Genomic DNA, 18,699 nt, shown 5'->3' with positions numbered 1-18,699 from the left:
TTTTTATCTAAAATTCAGTGAATTAGACTTAAGGCAGGAAAGTGAGCCATCGGTGACTCACTTGTTCGGCAGGTTAAGCGGGTGTGTTATACCAACTATCTAGCTTAATTCGCAGTTTATCAACGCCGATTTTTTTCAGCGCAGAGAAATACTCAACTTCAATATCTCCCTCTAATGGTGCCAGTGCTTCACGCACTTCTGCCAGCTGTTTCTTTCTTGCTCCTGAAGCCAGCTTATCGGCTTTTGTTAGCAACACTAAAACGGGTACACTCATCGCAACAGACCATTCAATCATCTGCATATCGAGATCTTTTAATGGGTGACGGATGTCCATTAAAACGACGAGGCCTTTAATGCACTCTCTTTTTTGCAAGTATTCGCCAAGTGCTTGTTGCCATTTGCGTTTCATTTCTTCAGGAACTTCGGCATAACCATAACCTGGAAGGTCAACAAGGCGCACACCTTCTTCAACTTCAAATAGGTTGATTAGCTGCGTTCTTCCCGGTGTTTTACTGGTGCGTGCTAAGCTTTTTTGCTGTGTTAATGCATTTAATGCACTGGATTTACCCGCATTTGAGCGGCCAGCAAAAGCCACTTCAATACCCGTATCTTTGGGAAGATGACGGATATCAGGTGCACTGATGACAAATTTTGCCATCTGGTAGTTATGATTTTTAATTGCCATTGGTCTTTCTCCCTGAGTTAGCCTCATAAGGCTGGGGGATTATAGCTTTGCTTAGCCTCTCCCGACAACTCGAAATATCATTCGCGCTCGTGTAATCCAATTAAGAATGGATTAGGGAGAGTAGAAAAAGTCGTCAGTGAAGATATAACCACAATTAGCGAAGCTTTTTATTAAAGTTGGTCTACAATTTAACGCATTTGGTGATTTTCATGCTTTTGGCGTAAATATAGGTAAATCTTTAGCAATCTGGGCAGCTTCACTCTAGAATTGCCTAATTGCAGTAGTAATGCGTCATAACGAAAGGGATCTTACATGTTAAAACGAATTTTTGTGCCACTTTTGGCCGTTTGCGCAATGAGCGCCTCATCTTTTGCATTATCCGCGGGTGAAACCTATATCAAGTTAGTCACGTCAGCGGGTAATATCGAATTAGAATTGAACAGTAAGAAAGCGCCAGTGACGGCAGAAAACTTTGTTCAATACGTTAATGAAGGTTATTACAACGGAACAACATTTCACCGTGTGATCCCCGGTTTCATGATCCAAGGTGGCGGTTTCGATAAAGATTTACAGCAAAAACAAACGCGTGCGCCAATCAAAAATGAAGCGGATAATGGTTTGCGTAACTTACGTGGCACCATTTCCATGGCTCGTACAGCAAATAAAGACAGCGCAACCAGCCAGTTCTTTATTAACGTTGCGGATAACGCCTTCTTAGATCATGGCCAGCGTGACTTTGGTTACGCCGTGTTTGGTAAAGTGGTGAAAGGGATGGATGTTGCAGATAAAATCTCTAAAGTGAAAACGGAGAATGTCGGCCCATACCAAAATGTCCCTGTAGAGCCTATCACTATCATTTCTGCTGAAGTGATTAAAAAGCCTTAATGCAGTTTGGTGGGTAAGCGGATACGTTTACCCACTTTTGCTAGTCAATAAGTCGTTTTTTAAGTTCGTTATAGATTTCATCACGCCTATCTACCGCAATAACGGTTACGGTGACATTAATATTACCGGAATCATCACTTTTCACTGTATAAGCAAGACGATACGCATCATTCTTGAGCTTAATTTTATAGCAATTATGCTGTAGTGAAAGCCGATTCTTTGGCAATGTTAGTGATTCATAAGACTCCATTCTCTTTTTTAAAATCTTTTTAAATTTTTCTTTTATTGTTGAATTGAGTGAATCCCATTCCTTCTTCGCAGTAATTTTGAACTTTAATTGTACTTTGAAACGAGCCATGATTAGATTTCATCCAAGCTAACGCCTAACTCTGGCTCATCCATTCGGAGAGTTACTTTTTCAAGTAATAATTTATCACTGAGTTGTTCTACCATCAGCTCGAATAATGCAGGAGGAACACAGTAGAATGCGGGTTTGTTGTGGCTAAGTATAGCGATAGGCTCCCCTTCCGATTCTTTCATCGCCGCTGCAGGATTTTTTTTGAATTCGCTTATTGAAGCGGTTCTCTTTGCATGAATAGCTTCTGTATACATATTAAACCTCATAATTAGCTCTATTTTTAGTGTTAATTTTAGCTCTAATTTAATTTTTGTCTATTAAATCAACGAAAAGTTTGTCTGAATTTTGTCGTTTTAGTAAATACTTTTACTTCCTTGTATTTAAAGTAATTCTTAATCTCATCATGAAATTGTTATGAGAGTGTAAATATAATTCCATGATTTTTATATGGAAATTTTTATGGGTAAAAAGCATTCCTTGACGTAAATAGGCTATTTTCCTGCTAAGGCTGTGCTATCATAGCCGCCCTTTGTCATTTTTCGTGGTGTTTTAATCATCGTTCTGATTGCTAATATCCGAAAAGTATGCATGGGATATAACATATAATGATAAAAATCAGTCGGATAGGCTACTATGCTTCTACTTATTGATAATTACGATTCATTTACTTACAACCTTTACCAGTACTTTTGTGAGTTAGGGGCTGAGGTTGTTGTAAAACGTAATGACGAAATTACCATCGAAGAAATTGAACAGCTTTCGCCTACGCATCTGGTGATTTCACCCGGGCCATGTACACCAGATGAAGCAGGGATCTCCCTTGAGGCGATAAAATATTTTGCGGGCAAACTGCCCATTTTAGGGATTTGCCTTGGTCATCAAGCCATAGGCCAAGCTTTCGGCGCATCTGTCGTTAAAGCCCGTGAAGTGATGCACGGCAAAACATCCGCAATTCATCATAACCATCAAGGCGTGTTCAAAGGTTTGAACCGGCCACTGACGGTGACTCGCTATCACTCTCTGGTTATTGCCGCAGAGACACTTCCTGTTTCTTTTGATGTATCAGCTTGGTCACTAAATAACGGTGATGTTGATGAAATCATGGGGATACGGCACAAAACCTTGCCAATCGAAGGCGTTCAGTTTCACCCTGAAAGCATTCTGAGTGAACAAGGTCATGAGTTATTGAATAATTTCCTAAAGTATTAGTTTGGTAATATTGTTCATAATAAATTAATTATGCATATTTCACCCTTACCTATTGCTCTTTTGTGATTTTTTATTCATATTTGATGCTTATATTTTCACTTAAGCATCAAGTTAGAGCAGGTGAGGGGTATGACAGAACAACAATCAGTAAATCGGCAGACTTTTGACCAAGTCATGTTGCCTATATTTTCGCCAGCAGAATTTATTCCAGTCAAGGGCGAAGGAAGCCGTGTTTGGGATCAGCAAGGCAAAGAATACATTGATTTTGCAGGCGGAATTGCGGTTTTAGCCTTGGGTCATTGCCACCCAAGTTTGGTCGCGGCCGTTCGTGAACAGAGTGAGAAGCTTTGGCACGTCAGTAATATCTTTACCAATGAACAAGCGCTTAAACTCGCGCAAAAAATCACCCAAGCAACATTTGCCGATCGCGCGTTTTTTGTGAACTCAGGTTCCGAAGCCAATGAGGCGGCTTTTAAACTAGCACGTCGTTATGCCATCACAAAATACAGCCCTTATAAAACCAAAATTATTGCCTTCAAGCAGGGGTTTCACGGGCGCACATTATTTACCGTTTCGGTCGGTGGACAAGCTAAATATGCAGATGGCTTCGGGCCAAAGCCTGCGGACATTATCCATGTGCCTTTTAACGACCTTGATGCGGTTAAAGCAGTGATAGATGAGAATACCTGTGCGGTTGTTTTAGAGCCCGTACAAGGCGAAGGGGGTGTCACTGCGGCTACGTCAGAATTTCTGCAAGGTGTTCGTAAACTGTGTGATGAAAATAACGCCTTATTAATTTTCGATGAAGTGCAAAGTGGAATGGGGCGTACAGGCAAGCTATTTTCATATATGCACTATGGTGTGACACCCGATATTTTAACTACGGCAAAAGCATTGGGCGGTGGTTTTCCAATTAGTGCAATGATCACCACAGAAGAAATCGCGAAAACCATGGAAGTTGGTTCTCATGGTACAACGTATGGCGGTAACCCATTAGCTTGCGCGGTAGGTAATGCGGCATTTGATATTATTAATACTGAAGAAGTGTTAAAAGGTGTCGAAAAACGTCGCGAGCTATTCGTTGCTCATTTAAATAAGCTGAACGATAAATATGGCATTTTCTCCGAGATCAGAGGAATGGGGTTATTAATCGGCGCGGAGTTAGATGGCAAACTATTAAACCGTTCGAAAGATGTTTTGCAAGCCAGTGCTGTAGAAGGCTTAATGATGTTAAATGCAGGCACTAATGTACTGCGTTTTACGCCTTCACTGATTATTTCTGAAGAAGAAATCAACAGCGGTATGGCGAAATTAGAGGCGGCGATCGGGAAGTTGCTGAAATAATTGAAAGATAAGTTGCAGAATGATTTCTGCAACTTATTAAAAAATTGTTTTTTATAACGACTATTGAGCTGGTAATGGCATTTTTTTCATCTTAGCTTGGTCCTCTAACCGTGCTTGTAATTGCTCTTCTGAGCTATTACTGGGTATTCCAGCAGCTAGGCATTGATCTTTATGTTCATGTGAATATTTATTTACTTTTTTATTCTTGGCTAAAGGGTATTTATTTTTTAGTTTCTCTTTTTTTTGAGTTGTTTTTTTCTCATTAACCTTAGTGTCTGGTGTAAGGTTATTAGCCTCATTATCGGAACTGTAACCAGAAGATAATGAAGTGAGACTAATAGAGGTCATCATTTTCTCTTTATTAGCAAGTATTTCCCTTAGTGCTTTAATTTCATGATCTTTTATATCATTTTTAAGCTTTAATTCATGGAACATGCTTGTTGAATTAATTTTGTTTTTAACTAACTCATCTATTAGATTATATAATGAATTATTTTCAAATATTAAATTATCAATATTTTCATTGTTTTTTGTGTTTTCTACTTCCGATTTTTTTTCAAATACATCATCAAAATCAAAGTTGTGAGATTCATCATGGTATATAGGCGTATTGTCTTCATCGTAAGTAACTAAAAATTCGCTCATTATTGGTTTTTTTATAGCTAAAATGTTTTTTTCTAGAGCACTTTTATCCAATGTAATATTGTGAATTTTATTTTTTATGTCTTTTAGTTCACCAGTTAGTAAATTTTTTACTGTCGTTTGCATGTTAATTAAACTTTCCAATTTTTCATTCTTTTCTTCCATGTTAATCTCTTTTGATACTTCTTCTTCTAATGAAGAAAGGTATTTACTTTCTTTTTTTAAGTGTGAAATTCCTCTTATTTTTGACTCATATCTTATGGATGATTTCAGATCATCAATTTCGTTTTTTAGCTCTTCTTGTTTATTTGTTAATTTTTCATTTCTGTCTAATAAATCTTGGTAATGTTTAAGGTAGCCTATTGTTTCATTTTGCTTTTCGATGATTTCATCTGTAGCGGGATTTTCACTAAAAAAACTATTCTTATCTAACAAGTTATTAATGGATTTTTCTATTTTATTTGTTAAATCTTTGATGAATTGTGGGATCTTAAAAGATTTTTCTATTAGCTTATTTTCGAGGGTGGATATTGTTTTTTTGTTTGAGTTTAATGTATGGAATAAATTTAATTCTTTTTCCTGTGATTCATTTTCTGTTAGGTTTATGTGAAACTTTGATTCCACCTCTTTTTTGTTAAAACGAAAAGATGAGAATGGGTTATTTACTTTTATATTTTTAATTTTTTGTATAATAGTGGGTGTTTCTCTTGTAGCTCCAGTTGATGAAATTTCTTTGTATAGTGAGCTAGTTGTGGTATTGTTCTGGGGATTAGTTTTCATAGTCATATCCTATATTAATACTAAAAAGTAATTTATTAATTAAATATTCATGCTTAATATTGAAATTATTAACCTATTCAATATGTTGGTTTTATCTTATGACATTGTTATGTTGATAAGATGTAATTAATCATTGCCTTAATGATGGTTTTAAATGAAAAAAGAAAACACTTTATTGAATGATTTATTTTTTTAATTCGTTCAATAAATTATCATTAATGTGAATTTGATTTTGTATTTCAACGATGTTATTCATAAGTGCATTCATTTCCATGGTTAGTCTTTTTTCTTTTTTAATGCTATTGCTTATTTTTATTAAGTCAGAGTTTTTAATTGAAGTGACATTCCTATTTAAGTGAGGTTTTCGTTCTTTATGGTCTAATGGCGTAGATTTGTTAGATAGTTTGTAATGTTGCTTGATATATTGTGTTCTTAATGCGGATGTTTTTGTTTGTAATATATTCCCCTTAAAATCAAAAGTGCTTTTAGGTAGAGGGGTTGATTTAGAATGCTCTTGAATATTGTCAGCAACTCTATAGTGTACATATGTAATTTTTTTTTGAGAAAAAGGCGTTGTTTTTTGTTTAACTTGCTCTAATGGGGAATTAACATTAATAATTTCTTTTGTGTTTCTTTGAATTATTAAGGGGATTTTAGTACCGTTTTTATTTTCTAGTTGCTTAGGTGGATGATAGTTTTTTATGATTTCATCCTTTATTTCTGGAGTGTTGATATTAACCCCTGGAATTTTAACGTACCGATATAAAAAATTGGCATATCCATGCATTTCTTCATCAGCGCGATTGAAATTTTCAAAAATTGTCTGATTTTCTTTTATTAGCGAATTGGCATCTTGCTCATTATAAAAAGTAGATGCATAAAACTTATATAATCGACCTTTCAGTTGATTAACTTTATACTTAAATTCGTCAGAGTGTAATAATTTAGTATCCTTTATACTTTCTGAATCACTTTCATAAGCTGAGTCAATGCTTTCTAGGCTACAAGCATGTGATGGTTTAGATTGCCGCTGAGTGGATAATGGTTCTTTTCTCGATGAAGCAGTAACAGTAAAGATTTTCTTTATAAAATCATCGGAATTACTAATGTTTTTAAAAATATCGGAATGACCTGACAAATTGCTAAGTGTAATTTTCATAAATATAACCCTACTTAATATTATAATTATTATTTTATAGAGAGCTAAATAGAGAAAATATAAAGAAACGACACTCATTAAAAAATGATATATAAAATAATCGTATTTTGGGAAAATAGCGTTATATCGATGATACAACGCTATTTGAAAGTGTGCGCCCCACCAAGGGAGTGAGGCGAAAGGTTAATTATCGTGTACCGTAAACAACAATGGTTTTACCATGCGCAGAGATTAAGTTTTGATCTTCCAGCATTTTCAAAATACGGCCGACAGTTTCACGGGAACAACCAACGATTTGGCCAATTTCCTGACGGGTGATTTTGATTTGCATCCCGTCTGGATGCGTCATGGCATCAGGTTGTTTGGCTAGATTCAGTAATGTTTGTGCAATACGGCCAGTTACGTCTAAGAAGGCGAGGTTGCCCACTTTTTCTGACGTGGTTTGCAGGCGGCTTGCCATTTGCGCAGAGAGGCGCATTAAGATATCAGGGTTAACCTGAATCAATTGACGGAATTTTTTGTAAGAAATTTCAGCAACTTCGCAGGCGATTTTTGCTCTAACCCACGCAGTACGTTCTTGCCCTTCTTCAAATAATCCAAGCTCACCAATGAAATCCCCCTGATTCAGGTAGGAGAGGATCATTTCTTTGCCTTCTTCATCTTTGATTAAAACAGCCACTGAACCTTTAACGATGTAGTAAAGGGTTTCTGCTTTCTCACCCTGATGGATCAGTGTGCTCTTGGATGGATACTTATGAATATGGCAGTGTGACAAAAACCATTCAAGAGTAGGGTCTGTTTGTGGCTTGCCGAGAACCATTAGCGTTATCCTCTGTATGTTATTGCAGCCATCCGGAAAGCGTACCAGAAAGGCTGGCTTTAAAGTCACTAGCTTAGCATATTAATTTGTCTTATATACCCTAAATAACAGGAAGAGCAACATTGCATCAATCGCTTTTCATGGTTAGGGTAAACAAACTGATATCAACACTATAATATAATCAAATACAACGTTGAGTTTTGATCTTAATCCTATCAACTAAGTATTGTTTGTAGCATATCCAATACAGAAAGTCTTCCCTGTATCGCTTCAGCAGAATAAAGCTGATATAACATTCATTATATCTATGGAACAATGTAGCCTTTAAATCGATTTCATTTCAAGGGGAATAAAATGGAAGCAAGAGTTAAATGGGTAGAAGGACTCTCTTTTTTAGGTGAGTCAGCGTCAGGCCACCAAGTGATGATGGACGGTAACGCAGGCGATAAAGCACCAAGCCCAATGGAGATGGTATTAATGGCTGCGGGTGGCTGTAGCGCAATTGACGTGGTATCCATCTTACAAAAAGGCCGTAATGATATTACCGACTGTGAAGTGAAATTAACCTCTCAGCGCCGTGAAGAGGCGCCACGTTATTTCGTTAAAATCCATCTGCATTTTATTGTAACAGGGAATGAATTAACGGATAAAGCCGTTGAACGTGCCGTTCAACTTTCGGCTGAAAAATATTGTTCGGTCGCGTTGATGTTGGAAAAAACTGTCGAAGTGACCCATAGCTTTGAAATAAAAAATTAAAAATAAATTTAATTATTATTAATATATTTGAATTTAAAGATGCTTATCTTAATTATTGGTAAGCATCTTGTTTAATAATTAAAAAATAATTTAGCTATGTTTCTGGCTAATGAGTTTTTCGACTATTGGCGTCATAATTAATTCCATCGCGAGACCTAATTTCCCGCCAGGCACGACAATAGTATTCATCGCAGAGATAAAAGAGCCTGATATCATTGATAGCAGGTAGGGAAAATCGATCTGCTCAAGCCCGCGAAAACGAATAACAATAAAACTTTCATCCTGTGAAGGAATAGCTTTCGCTGAAAACGGGTTTGAGGTATCGACAGTAGGTACGCGTTGGAAGTTAATATGGGTACGGGAAAATTGTGGCGTGATGTAGTTAATGTAATCCCCCATCGAACGTACCACTGAATCCATTACCGCTTCTCGGGAGTGCCCGCGCTCAGTGGTGTCACGGATAAGCTTTTGTATCCACTCTAAGTTCACGATAGGCACAACACCGACAAGTAAATCAACATGTTGCGCAACATTGTGCTCAGGTGTCACTATCCCACCGTGTAAGCCTTCATAAAACAGCACATCCGTTTTTTCTGGCAACGATTCCCAAGGGGTGAATGTACCCGGTTGTAAACCATAAGGCACGGCTTCGTCGTAGGTGTGTAGGTATTTTCGTGATTTTCCACAGCCCGTTTTGGCGTAATCCACCAGTGTTTGCTCAAGTAGCGCAAAGTCATTGGCTTCTGGGCCAAAATAACTAATATGGCGGCCTTGTTCTCTGGCTTTACGGATTGCCATATCCATTTCAGGACGCGTATAGCGATGAAAGCTGTCACCTTCTAGCGTAGCAGATTGGATATTTAATTGATGGAATATTTTACGGAATGCTTGGCTAGTTGAGGTCGTGCCAGCACCGCTTGAACCAGTGATGGCAATAATCGGGTGTTTTTTGGACATAGCGGACTCCCTGTGTTGCGCTTATGGCCACTATTTCAGAAACAGCGAACGAAGCGGGTTAGCGGGCTTTAGGCATGAAATTAACGGATTCATGCAATTCTGACCAGACTAGCACAATTTCGCCAGAAACTAACTGCCGTTTCACATCGTTCACTTTATCTTGCAGGCTTTTTTCTTGGGCGCCGTAGTCGGTGCCCTCGCGTAACACATAGCTTTCAATCAGATTATCCAGTGTTTCAGGCGCAAGCTCTCGCCAAGGAATAATCATTCTTTTTCCTTATTTAAATAAGGAGTTAGCCATTGTGGAATCCGGGTTTCTAGCCACATTTGAGGCTTTCTTAATGTCCCACTCACAAAGCCCACGTGGCCACCGTGTTCAGTCATTTGATATTCCACGTTTTTAGGTAAATGGGATAAATCAGGAACGACTTCAGGTGCCATAAAAGGATCATCTTTGGCATGAATGATTAACGTTGGTTTCGTAATATAGGCAAGCTTAGGGAGGGCGCTACATTTCTGATAATAATCTGTTGCATCATCAAAGCCATGAATACGAGCGGTGATAACATCATCAAATTCACGAATACGTTTCAGTTGTTTTAGCTGTAACAAATTTAATGGCAAGGAACCGGGGTAGCGAACCAGTTTACGAGTCGCATTACGCTTTAAGCCATTGAGTAGATAGCGTTGATAAAATTGGGAAATCCCTTTTTCCATACGCAATGAACAGGCTTCCAACATTAATGGGGCGGAGACCACAACGCCTGCATCTACATCGGCATTTTGACCGCTTTCAGCGAGATAACACGCTAACATATTGCCACCAAGGGAATAACCGACAGCGGCTGTTGGTGCATCACCAAAAGTTTGTTTTAGCCAGCGTAAGAAATAACGAGCATCATTGGTTTCACCTGAGTGATAGATACGCTGTTGGCGATTGGGCTCGCCGCTGCAACCACGAAAATGCATAATCACACCTAACCAGCCTTGGTTTTGTGCACTTTCTAGCATACCGTGAGCATAGGGGCTTTTAAAATTGCCTTCTAAGCCATGAAAAATGACTAAACGCGGCTTGTGTGCAGCGAGCTCAGGTTTTTCGCTCCAAGCAAGATCGATAAAATCGCCATCAGGCAATTCAAGTCTCTGCCAAAGAGGTTTAATTTTCGGTGTCCTGCGAAAAATTCTTGGCAACAACGTTTGGAGGTGTGGATTCTTAGCCCAACTTATCGGACGAAAGTTTTCTGACATAGCCTTATTTTATTTTATGGGGACTCTTGTGAGTCACATAACATACTGTTATTTTTTTGTGATGCAAGTAAACAAATTTGAGTTTGAGGATTAAAGTATAAATGACACTGGGGCTGATTTTTTCACTTTTTACATTTCTATTCATTGCAGCAGTCACACCCGGCCCTAACAATATGTTGCTGACTTCAAGTGCAGCAAACTATGGTTTTCGCCGTACTATCACATTATGCCTAGGGATCATGCTAGGTATGCAGTCCATACTTTACCTCTCTGCATTTGGGATTGCTGCGCTTTTACTGCTATATCCTGCTATTCATATCGTTTTAAAGATTGCAGGGAGTATTTACCTTTTATGGCTTGCGTGGAAAACCGCAACAGCAAATTATGCACCACTTAAGGAAAATAGCGAAGTGGCAAAAAGCGTGACTTGGTATCAGGGCGGTTTATTGCAGTTTTTAAACCCAAAAGCATGGATGATGGGTTTAGGGGCTGTTGGCGGGTTTAGCCTGCCCGGCGAGTTATTCACTCAGTCAATTATCATGATGAGTATTGCTTTTGTGGTTGTGAATTTGGTGGCTGGGCTAATTTGGATGGGGTTTGGTTCGCTAATTAGCTTGTTTCTTCGTAGCCGCCGTGCATGGTTTATTTTTAACTGGACAATGGGATTACTGACCGCACTGTGCGTACCATTGATTTGGTTGGAGTAATAGATTTATTAACTAAAACAATCTTGTTTTTCAGTTGATTGTTAGGTGGTTATGTAATTGAACAGGGAAGTTATATGGTAACTGTTTCTATTCAGTATTATAAATTTGATAAATTGAATCCAAGTAACGAATATCTTCTTGGTAGTGAGTATACTAAGAATATTGATGAAATTCTTGTTCCTTTAAATGAAAAACATTCTCCTTTTTTTATTACGAAAGCATTTACTGGTCAAGTTTGTAAGAGATGGAAAGTTGAATTTGTTCTCGGAATATCAAAAAATGTTTGGGGGATCTGGCTGACCGAAAAGAATGTTCAGCAAGACATTTATTTGTCACAAACAATGCAAAAAAGAAAGATTCGCCATGCGGGTGGAATAGTCAAAAAAGGCACAATTGTTATTGTTGAATATGGTCATATTTATCTTACGCTGAATTTTCATGCAGGACTATCTGATAGCTCACTATACCCTTGCCAACATCAATCCGGTGAGATGCATAAACGACGCCCAGCTATAGTTGTTCGAGCAGACAAGCGAGGTGTAACTGTTATCCCAATCACTTCGCAAACACCATCTAGTGACTTGCATAATAAGGCTATTTTTCAACTTGAATTAGACTCAGTACGCTATATTAGCGAGTTTGAAAGTGATAAAACGAGCTATGCGCTTTGCGAAATGCTACAAACCGTTTCACCTAGCAGAATTTTACCACCTAATGCTAAGGATTTGAAAAGTAAGGCTCTACAATTTCGAAGGGACGAATCTTATAAGCGTAAATTAAGCAAGAATGATTTTGATGCACTTGAAGCAGGGCTACTTACTGCTATCGGCTTTGGTTCACTAAGAGAAAAGAAAATATCTTTAATGGCGGAATTGAATACGGTTAATACAGAAATTAAAGAGCAAAAAAATCAAAATGGTACTCTTCAGAAGGAACTCATTGAATTAAAAGCCAAGCTAGAGGATATGCAGAAAAGAGATGACATATTTAAGCAACTTTATCTACCTTTTGCTAAGGAAAAGTCCATGGCAGGTATTGAGTCTGAAATAGCGGAATATATGCAACTTGACAAAACGTAGGCTTTATGTTGGAATTTAATTAGGTAGGGATAAAGAGACGGCGCTCTCCTTATGACGCTGAAAGATGCTGGCCGACGAACACAAAATAGTAAGCAAAAAAAGCAGCCCTCAGGCTGCTTTTTTTGCTTAGAGCGAGATTAACTTAAATCGACGCCTTTACTGCCAAACAGGTAAGTAAAGAGGAAACCACAGATATACGAAACTAGTATGCCACCTGCGTATACCGCCATCCCCGCGAGAACGCCTTGTCCAGACGTCATTAAGGGGATAGCAATTAACCCTGATGGGCCAAACACGGTATTTAAACCGACAGGTAAACCCATCCATGCTACCGCACCGATAAAGAACCCCCCTGCGGCGCCACCTAAACATGCAGTGACAAAGGGTTTTACACGGGGAAGTGTGACACCGTAAATCAGTGGCTCACCAATACCTAAGAAACCAGGGAATAGAGCACCACCAATTTGCCCACGAGTTACTGAGCCTTTTTTCGCTTTCACATATAAAGCAAGCGCTGCACCGACTTGGCCTGCACCCGCCATTGCAAGTATCGGGAACAGAGAGTTAAACCCTTGAGCATCCACTAAGGCAACGTAAACAGGGATAAACCCTTGGTGAACCCCAAACATTACTGCGATCAAGAACAGCCCTGCTAAAACTGCGGTTCCAATTGGGTTGCCGTTTAAGTGCATAAATAACCAAGACATTCCGTCGAACAGCCAAACACCAATCGGCATGATAAAGATAAAGGTTGCTGCACCAACAATTAGGAGAGTAATAGTTGAGGTTAGAATAATATCAAGGCTGGATGGAATAATTTTACGAACTTGTTTTTCTACCCACGCACCAAAAATACAGGCGATTAAAATCCCAATAATGTTGCCACGAGGGTCGATGTGCCAACCAAAGAAGTTCGACATCCCGGAATAGAAGCCTTTTGTTGCCTCTGGGTCGTAACCTAAAATAAATAAGGCCGCAATAATTGCACCGTTAACCCCGCTTCCTCCAAAGGCTTTTTGGGCGTTGTAGCCAATTAATAGCCCCATAAAGGTAAATAAGCCTTTACCGAATATGGCGAGGTAGGCAATGGCGCTTTTTAGCCAGCCCAACTGCTGGGAATCAGGTGGAAACAAGTTTTCATTGGCGACTAACAGGCCAAGTAATGATGCGATCCCCATCAATAGACCTGCCCCAATAAACCCTGGAATTAATGGGGTAAAGATAGTGGCAAATTTTGAGAGAAAACGGTGCACTGCGCTGGTTTGTTTCTTTTTCAGCTGCTGCTTATTGGCAGAGGCAATTTCGTTGAGGTCTTGGGTTTGATGAGGCTGTTCATCGTGCTCATCTTCTTCATCCTCTAATATTTTGTTCATTAAGTCCGCAGCGGTTTGGGCTTTACCCGGGCCAAGAACAATTTGTAGCTGTTCGTCACTTTCAATAACGCCAAGCACGCCTGCGATTTGCTTGAGTGCGGCTTTATCGACGAGTTGTTCATTGTTGAGTGTCAGTCGTAAGCGAGTCATGCAGTTGCCCGCTAATTTTATATTGCGACGACCCCCAACCTGTTGCAGGATCTGCTGCATCATTTCTATTGTTATTTTAGCCATACTATTTTTCTCATTAAAATCCGCGGATTAGGCGGAGGATGCCATATTGAGTGCTGTACGAATAAAACCGTTATTGTTTGAGAGCAGTTGACGAGCATCATCGGCATTCAGGCCCGATAACACCATCAAAATAGCCGTCTTACAGTGTCTGTCACATTGTTGAAGTGCATTTTCAGCGGTGGTTCGGTCGCAGTCAGTTGCCTCCATAACAATTTTAGTTTGCCTTTCAATTAATTTGGCATTCGTGGCTTCAACATCCACCATCAAGTTGCCAAATACCTTACCGATGCGGATCATCGCACCTGTGGTGATCATATTCAGAACTAATTTTTGAGCTGTGCCTGCTTTCATTCGAGAAGAACCCGTGACCACTTCTGCGCCAACGACAGGGGTGATGGCGATATCTGCCGCATTGGCGATGGGGCTATTTGGATTGCAGCTAATGGCTGCGGTGGTAGCGCCAACAGAGTTTGCATAGGCTAAAGCGCCTAGTACATATGGGGTACGCCCACTTGCAGCGATGCCAACCAGCACATCATTTTCATTAAATTGAATATTTTTTAGGTCTTGTTCGCCTAACTCAGGCTTATCTTCCGCATTTTCGACGGCGCGAAAAATAGCTTGGTGACCACCTGCAATAAGGCCGATGACTTGTTCATGAGGCGTCCCATAAGTTGGTGGGCACTCACTGGCATCAAGTATGCCTAGACGCCCTGATGTACCTGCGCCTGAGTAAACCAACCGGCCGCCTTTTAGAAATGCGTCTGCGACTTTATCAACCAGCTGCGCAATTTCAGGGAGCACTTTTTCGACCGCTAAAGGGACTTGTTTGTCTTCGTTGTTAATCACTTGCAGCATTTGCAAGGTGGATAATTGGTCGATATGTGTGCTTGCGGCATTACGGCTTTCCGTTACCATTTTGCTTAAATCGATAGTCATAAAAATTGCTCCTAAATCAGATATTGTGCTAATACTAAGGAATTATTTATTCCTTTGGTGTGATTGAGATCACGTCGATATCTATTCTAATTTGCGAATATAAAGGAATATTTTGTAAAAAATATCAGGCTAAAAGATAGCTTTGCATTGAATTTATTTAGTTATTTCTCACGTATCGATTAAGCGTAAAAGGAATAATTTATTATTCTTTTTTTTTGACAGCTTGAAATGAGTACCTGTTTGGGGAGATCACCATGACATTACTGGACGTGATTACATATTCATTACCGCGATTAGCGGAAAATCAACGTAAAATTGCGCAATTTATCCTCGAAAATCCAGAACATATCCTGAGTTTGTCTTCATCGGAGCTGGCTGAAAGGCTAAATGTTAGCCAGTCTGCTATTGTGAAGTTCAGCCAAAAAGTGGGGGTTAAGGGGTATCCAGCCCTAAAATTGGCACTGAGTGAAATTATTGGTCGTCAGAAACTGCATGAAGGGGCAACTCATACGACATTACATAATCGCATTGCACCGAATGATAATTTAATGGTGGTGGCACAAAAACTGTCGATGGAGAAAAACCATTCGATTACTGAGACCACAAAGCACATTGATTTCAAACAGTTTGAACGAGTTGTGGAACTAATCGAGAAATCGCAGCGGGTGCAGATAGTCGGTATTGGCGGCTCAGGGTTAACGGCGAAGGACTTAAGCTACAAGCTGCAAAAAATTGGGATCACCACATTGGTGGAGTTTGACCATCATGTGCAAATTGCAGCAGCTTTAACGTTAAATTCCAATGATGTACAGATTGTGATCTCATTTACGGGCAAGCGGAAAGATATGCTAAGTGCAGCGAATATTGCGCGTAAGCAGGGCGCATCGGTTATTGCTATCACGCGTGACCGGCATTCACCGCTGGCGCAACTCTCTGATTACGTACTTGAAAGTATTGCGGAAGAAGATGAATGGCGTAGTTCTTCTATTTCATCCCGAACGGCACAAAACACCATAACCGACCTCATTTTTATGGCATTGCTACAAAAACGCGAGGCCAAGGCTAAGTCCTTAGTTATGAATGCAAGAATGGCAATTAATAATTTGGATGAATAGCCTTTTGTCTTATAGCTCATCGATAACTTTGCAATAAATACATATTTGCGTTAAGACTAAAGTCATAAGTATTTAAATTTAAAATATTCAAAGGGGAATTATTGATGAGAGCACTCATTGTTTATACTGAGTTAACTGACGAAGATTCCGTTATTAGCCACGCAGTTGCAAGGCTTGCGAGCGAATTGAACGATGAACATGTTGAAACCGTGATTATTCGTGATTTTGAAGATGGCATGGCATACATCCGTTCAAACACCAGTATTGATTGCTTGTTATACGGTCGTGACATGTCAGACAAGCAAGAACAAACCCAAGCTCATCAGTTAATTACCCAGCTTCACCGTCGACAAGAAGATGTACCTGTTTTCTTACTGAGTGATCGTGAAGAAGCACTGACCGCCTTTGACCGTAAAATGATGGAGCAAGTCGATGAGTTTGCTTGGATTTTAGAAGATTCAGCCGACTTTATTGCAGGGCGCGTCCTCGCAGCAATTATTCGTTATCGTGCGCAGTTGCTGCCGCCATTAATGAAAAGCTTAATTAAATACAGTGATATCCACGAATATTCATGGGCTGCACCGGGGCACCAAGGCGGCGTTGGGTTTACCAAAACACCTGCGGGGCGAATTTACCACGATTTCTTTGGTGAGAATTTATTCCGCACAGATATCGGCATTGAGCGAGTCGCGGTGGGGTCGTTACTTGACCACACAGGGGCATTTGGCGAATGTGAAAAAAATGCGGCACGCATCTTCGGTGCTGACCAATCTTACTCCGTGGTTGTCGGGACATCGGGTTCTAACCGAACGATTATGCAAGCCTGTATGACCGATGAAGACGTTGTGGTCATCGACCGAAATTGCCATAAATCGATTGAACAAGGGTTGATCCTGACAGGTGCTAAGCCTGTGTACATGACTCCAAGTCGCAATCGTTATGGGATTATTGGTCCCATTTATCCGAAAGAGATGACGCCTGAAGCCATTGCAGAAAAAATCGCTAAAAACCCACTAACATCGGATAAAATCGGTAAACGTCCAGCTTACAGTGTTGTCACGAACTGTACCTATGATGGCGTGTGCTACCATGCACGCAAAGTTCAAGATTTACTGGATAAATCATTGGATAGAATTCATTTTGATGAGGCATGGTACGGCTATGCGCGTTTTAATCCCATTTATCATGACCATTTTGCCATGCGAGATGAACCGAGAAATGGCGATGAACCGACTATCTTTGCCACTCATTCCACGCATAAATTGTTAAATGCGTTATCTCAAGCATCATTTATTCATATCAGAAATGGCCGTAATTCGATTGATTTCAATCGTTTTAATCAGGCTTACCATATGCATGCCACCACCTCGCCGCTGTACGCGATATGCGCCTCAAATGATATCGCGGCAGATATGATGGATGGGAATAGTGGGCGTTCACTCACCGATGAAGTGATTCGTGAATCTATCGATTTCCGCCAATCACTGGGTTACTTGTATAAAGAATTTCTCAATGATGACGAATGGTTCTTTAAGCCATGGAATCAGGAAATGGTGAAAGACCCTGCAACAGGAAAGCGTTATGCCTTTGAAGATGCCCCTGTTGAGCTGCTGATGAAAGAGCAGAGCTGCTGGGTAATGAACCCAGAGGATAAATGGCACGGTTTTAAAGATATCCCTGAAAATTGGGCGATGCTTGACCCGATTAAAGTCAGTATTTTGTCACCGGGAATGGGGGATAATGGCAAGTTGCTGGATACCGGTGTGCCCGCAGCGTTGGTCACAGCATGGCTAAACCATTATGGTATTGTGCCAACGCGGACAACTGATTTCCAGATTATGTTTTTGTTTTCTATGGGGATCACCAAAGGGAAATGGGGGACGTTGGTCAATGCACTGCTTTCCTTTAAACGCCATTATGACAATAACACGGGGTTGAAGAAGGTGTTGCCAGAAGTGGTGGAAAGCGCTCCCGAAATATATGGGCATATGGGGTTACGAGACTTAGGCGATAAAATGTTCGCTTATCTGCAAAAAAATAACCCTGGTGGGCAATTGAACCAAGCCTATGAACAACTGCCTGAAGTGATGATGAGCCCACGAGATGCGTACCAAGAAATTGTCGCTAACCGTGTGGAAGCCGTTCCGCTCGATAAACTTGCAGGGCGTATTGCCGCCAATTCGATTATTCCGTATCCACCGGGTATCCCGATGTTGCTATCAGGGGAAAGCTTTGGGGATAAAAATAGCCCACATATCGGTTATTTACACAGCCTGCAAGCGTGGGATAGTGAGTTCCCCGGCTTCGAACATGAAACCGAAGGAACCGAAATTATTGATGGACAGTATTATGTGATGTGTGTGACGAATTAATACTAAAAATCCCCTCATTTCATCATGAGGGGAGCTA

At 40.1% G+C, this 18,699-nt stretch carries 19 protein-coding genes; 8 read left to right on the top strand and 11 right to left on the bottom strand.

Features of this window, described 5'->3' with window-relative positions; translation table 11 throughout:
* Window positions 1-73 precede the first annotated feature (73 nt).
* A complete protein-coding gene (yihA, locus tag AC4IFO_RS14205) occupies window positions 74-685 on the bottom strand; it encodes a ribosome biogenesis GTP-binding protein YihA/YsxC (RefSeq protein WP_219245435.1) in 612 nt (203 codons plus the stop codon).
* Window positions 686-997: 312 nt separating this feature from the next.
* Here yihA and ppiA point away from each other — a divergent pair, with 312 nt between their 5' ends.
* Window positions 998-1,570 carry a peptidylprolyl isomerase A gene (ppiA, locus tag AC4IFO_RS14200; protein ID WP_490735275.1) on the top strand — a complete coding sequence of 191 codons (573 nt, stop codon included), beginning with the start codon at window positions 998-1,000 and terminating at the stop codon, window positions 1,568-1,570.
* A 40-nt stretch (window positions 1,571-1,610) separates the two neighbouring features.
* Here the strand turns inward: ppiA and AC4IFO_RS14195 are convergent, their stop codons facing one another.
* Both AC4IFO_RS14195 and AC4IFO_RS14190 read right to left on the bottom strand, forming a co-directional pair.
* Window positions 1,611-1,928 carry a type II toxin-antitoxin system RelE family toxin gene (locus AC4IFO_RS14195; RefSeq protein WP_490735273.1) on the bottom strand — a complete coding sequence of 106 codons (318 nt, stop codon included), beginning with the start codon at window positions 1,926-1,928 and terminating at the stop codon, window positions 1,611-1,613.
* 2 nt (window positions 1,929-1,930) lie between these two features.
* Window positions 1,931-2,182, bottom strand: a complete 252-nt coding sequence (locus AC4IFO_RS14190) for a type II toxin-antitoxin system Phd/YefM family antitoxin (protein ID WP_490735271.1) — start codon at window positions 2,180-2,182, stop codon at window positions 1,931-1,933.
* 379 nt (window positions 2,183-2,561) lie between these two features.
* Here AC4IFO_RS14190 and AC4IFO_RS14185 point away from each other — a divergent pair, with 379 nt between their 5' ends.
* On the top strand, window positions 2,562-3,137 hold the full coding sequence (locus tag AC4IFO_RS14185; RefSeq protein ID WP_004265957.1) for an aminodeoxychorismate synthase component II: 576 nt from the start codon (window positions 2,562-2,564) through the stop codon (window positions 3,135-3,137).
* Window positions 3,138-3,266: 129 nt separating this feature from the next.
* Window positions 3,267-4,481: an aspartate aminotransferase family protein gene (locus AC4IFO_RS14180; RefSeq protein WP_490735268.1), complete on the top strand. Its 1,215-nt coding sequence runs from the start codon at window positions 3,267-3,269 to the stop codon at window positions 4,479-4,481.
* 60 nt (window positions 4,482-4,541) lie between these two features.
* Here AC4IFO_RS14180 and AC4IFO_RS14175 read toward each other — a convergent pair whose 3' ends face one another.
* The 3 genes from AC4IFO_RS14175 to crp all read right to left on the bottom strand — a co-directional run bounded on the left by AC4IFO_RS14175 (window position 4,542) and on the right by crp (window position 7,882).
* Window positions 4,542-5,903, bottom strand: a complete 1,362-nt coding sequence (locus AC4IFO_RS14175; protein WP_490735266.1) for a hypothetical protein — start codon at window positions 5,901-5,903, stop codon at window positions 4,542-4,544.
* Window positions 5,904-6,087: 184 nt separating this feature from the next.
* On the bottom strand, window positions 6,088-7,062 hold the full coding sequence (locus AC4IFO_RS14170) for a hypothetical protein (protein WP_490735264.1): 975 nt from the start codon (window positions 7,060-7,062) through the stop codon (window positions 6,088-6,090).
* Window positions 7,063-7,249: 187 nt separating this feature from the next.
* Entirely contained in the window at window positions 7,250-7,882 is a 633-nt protein-coding gene (gene crp / locus AC4IFO_RS14165; RefSeq protein WP_004262556.1) for a cAMP-activated global transcriptional regulator CRP, read from the bottom strand.
* 354 nt (window positions 7,883-8,236) lie between these two features.
* Between crp and AC4IFO_RS14160 the strand changes: the two genes are divergently transcribed.
* Entirely contained in the window at window positions 8,237-8,638 is a 402-nt protein-coding gene (locus AC4IFO_RS14160; protein ID WP_206084820.1) for an OsmC family protein, read from the top strand.
* A 90-nt stretch (window positions 8,639-8,728) separates the two neighbouring features.
* Here AC4IFO_RS14160 and AC4IFO_RS14155 read toward each other — a convergent pair whose 3' ends face one another.
* Genes AC4IFO_RS14155 through AC4IFO_RS14145 form a run of 3 tightly spaced genes read right to left on the bottom strand, consistent with a single transcriptional unit; the run spans window position 8,729 to window position 10,843 of the window.
* Complete coding sequence (locus AC4IFO_RS14155; protein ID WP_219245441.1) at window positions 8,729-9,595, bottom strand: phosphoribulokinase; 867 nt, start codon at window positions 9,593-9,595, stop codon at window positions 8,729-8,731.
* 58 nt (window positions 9,596-9,653) lie between these two features.
* On the bottom strand, window positions 9,654-9,863 hold the full coding sequence (locus tag AC4IFO_RS14150; protein WP_490735262.1) for a YheU family protein: 210 nt from the start codon (window positions 9,861-9,863) through the stop codon (window positions 9,654-9,656).
* Window positions 9,860-10,843 carry a hydrolase gene (locus tag AC4IFO_RS14145; protein WP_490735260.1) on the bottom strand — a complete coding sequence of 328 codons (984 nt, stop codon included), beginning with the start codon at window positions 10,841-10,843 and terminating at the stop codon, window positions 9,860-9,862. The genes AC4IFO_RS14150 and AC4IFO_RS14145 overlap by 4 nt, the downstream gene beginning before the upstream one ends.
* 101 nt (window positions 10,844-10,944) lie before the next feature.
* Between AC4IFO_RS14145 and AC4IFO_RS14140 the strand changes: the two genes are divergently transcribed.
* Window positions 10,945-11,550, top strand: coding sequence for a LysE family translocator (locus tag AC4IFO_RS14140; protein ID WP_490735258.1), 606 nt, complete (start codon window positions 10,945-10,947; stop codon window positions 11,548-11,550).
* Between the two features lie 74 nt (window positions 11,551-11,624).
* Window positions 11,625-12,629 (top strand): type II toxin-antitoxin system PemK/MazF family toxin, encoded by a 1,005-nt coding sequence (locus tag AC4IFO_RS14135; protein WP_490735256.1) that lies wholly within the window; start codon window positions 11,625-11,627, stop codon window positions 12,627-12,629.
* 137 nt (window positions 12,630-12,766) lie between these two features.
* Here the strand turns inward: AC4IFO_RS14135 and murP are convergent, their stop codons facing one another.
* Both murP and murQ read right to left on the bottom strand, forming a co-directional pair.
* Window positions 12,767-14,236: a PTS N-acetylmuramic acid transporter subunit IIBC gene (gene murP, locus AC4IFO_RS14130; RefSeq protein ID WP_490735254.1), complete on the bottom strand. Its 1,470-nt coding sequence runs from the start codon at window positions 14,234-14,236 to the stop codon at window positions 12,767-12,769.
* A 27-nt stretch (window positions 14,237-14,263) separates the two neighbouring features.
* On the bottom strand, window positions 14,264-15,175 hold the full coding sequence (murQ, locus tag AC4IFO_RS14125) for an N-acetylmuramic acid 6-phosphate etherase (RefSeq protein WP_490735252.1): 912 nt from the start codon (window positions 15,173-15,175) through the stop codon (window positions 14,264-14,266).
* Between the two features lie 254 nt (window positions 15,176-15,429).
* Between murQ and AC4IFO_RS14120 the strand changes: the two genes are divergently transcribed.
* Entirely contained in the window at window positions 15,430-16,290 is an 861-nt protein-coding gene (locus AC4IFO_RS14120) for a MurR/RpiR family transcriptional regulator (protein WP_490735250.1), read from the top strand.
* Window positions 16,291-16,394: 104 nt separating this feature from the next.
* Window positions 16,395-18,662 carry an arginine decarboxylase gene (adiA, locus tag AC4IFO_RS14115; RefSeq protein WP_353244021.1) on the top strand — a complete coding sequence of 756 codons (2,268 nt, stop codon included), beginning with the start codon at window positions 16,395-16,397 and terminating at the stop codon, window positions 18,660-18,662.
* The last annotated feature ends 37 nt before the right edge of the window (window positions 18,663-18,699 follow it).

This window comes from Providencia sp. UF-224 (genome assembly GCF_058245955.1).
The sequence above is the reverse complement of the archived record's forward strand: the minus strand, read 5'-3'. Positions and strand labels throughout refer to the sequence as shown.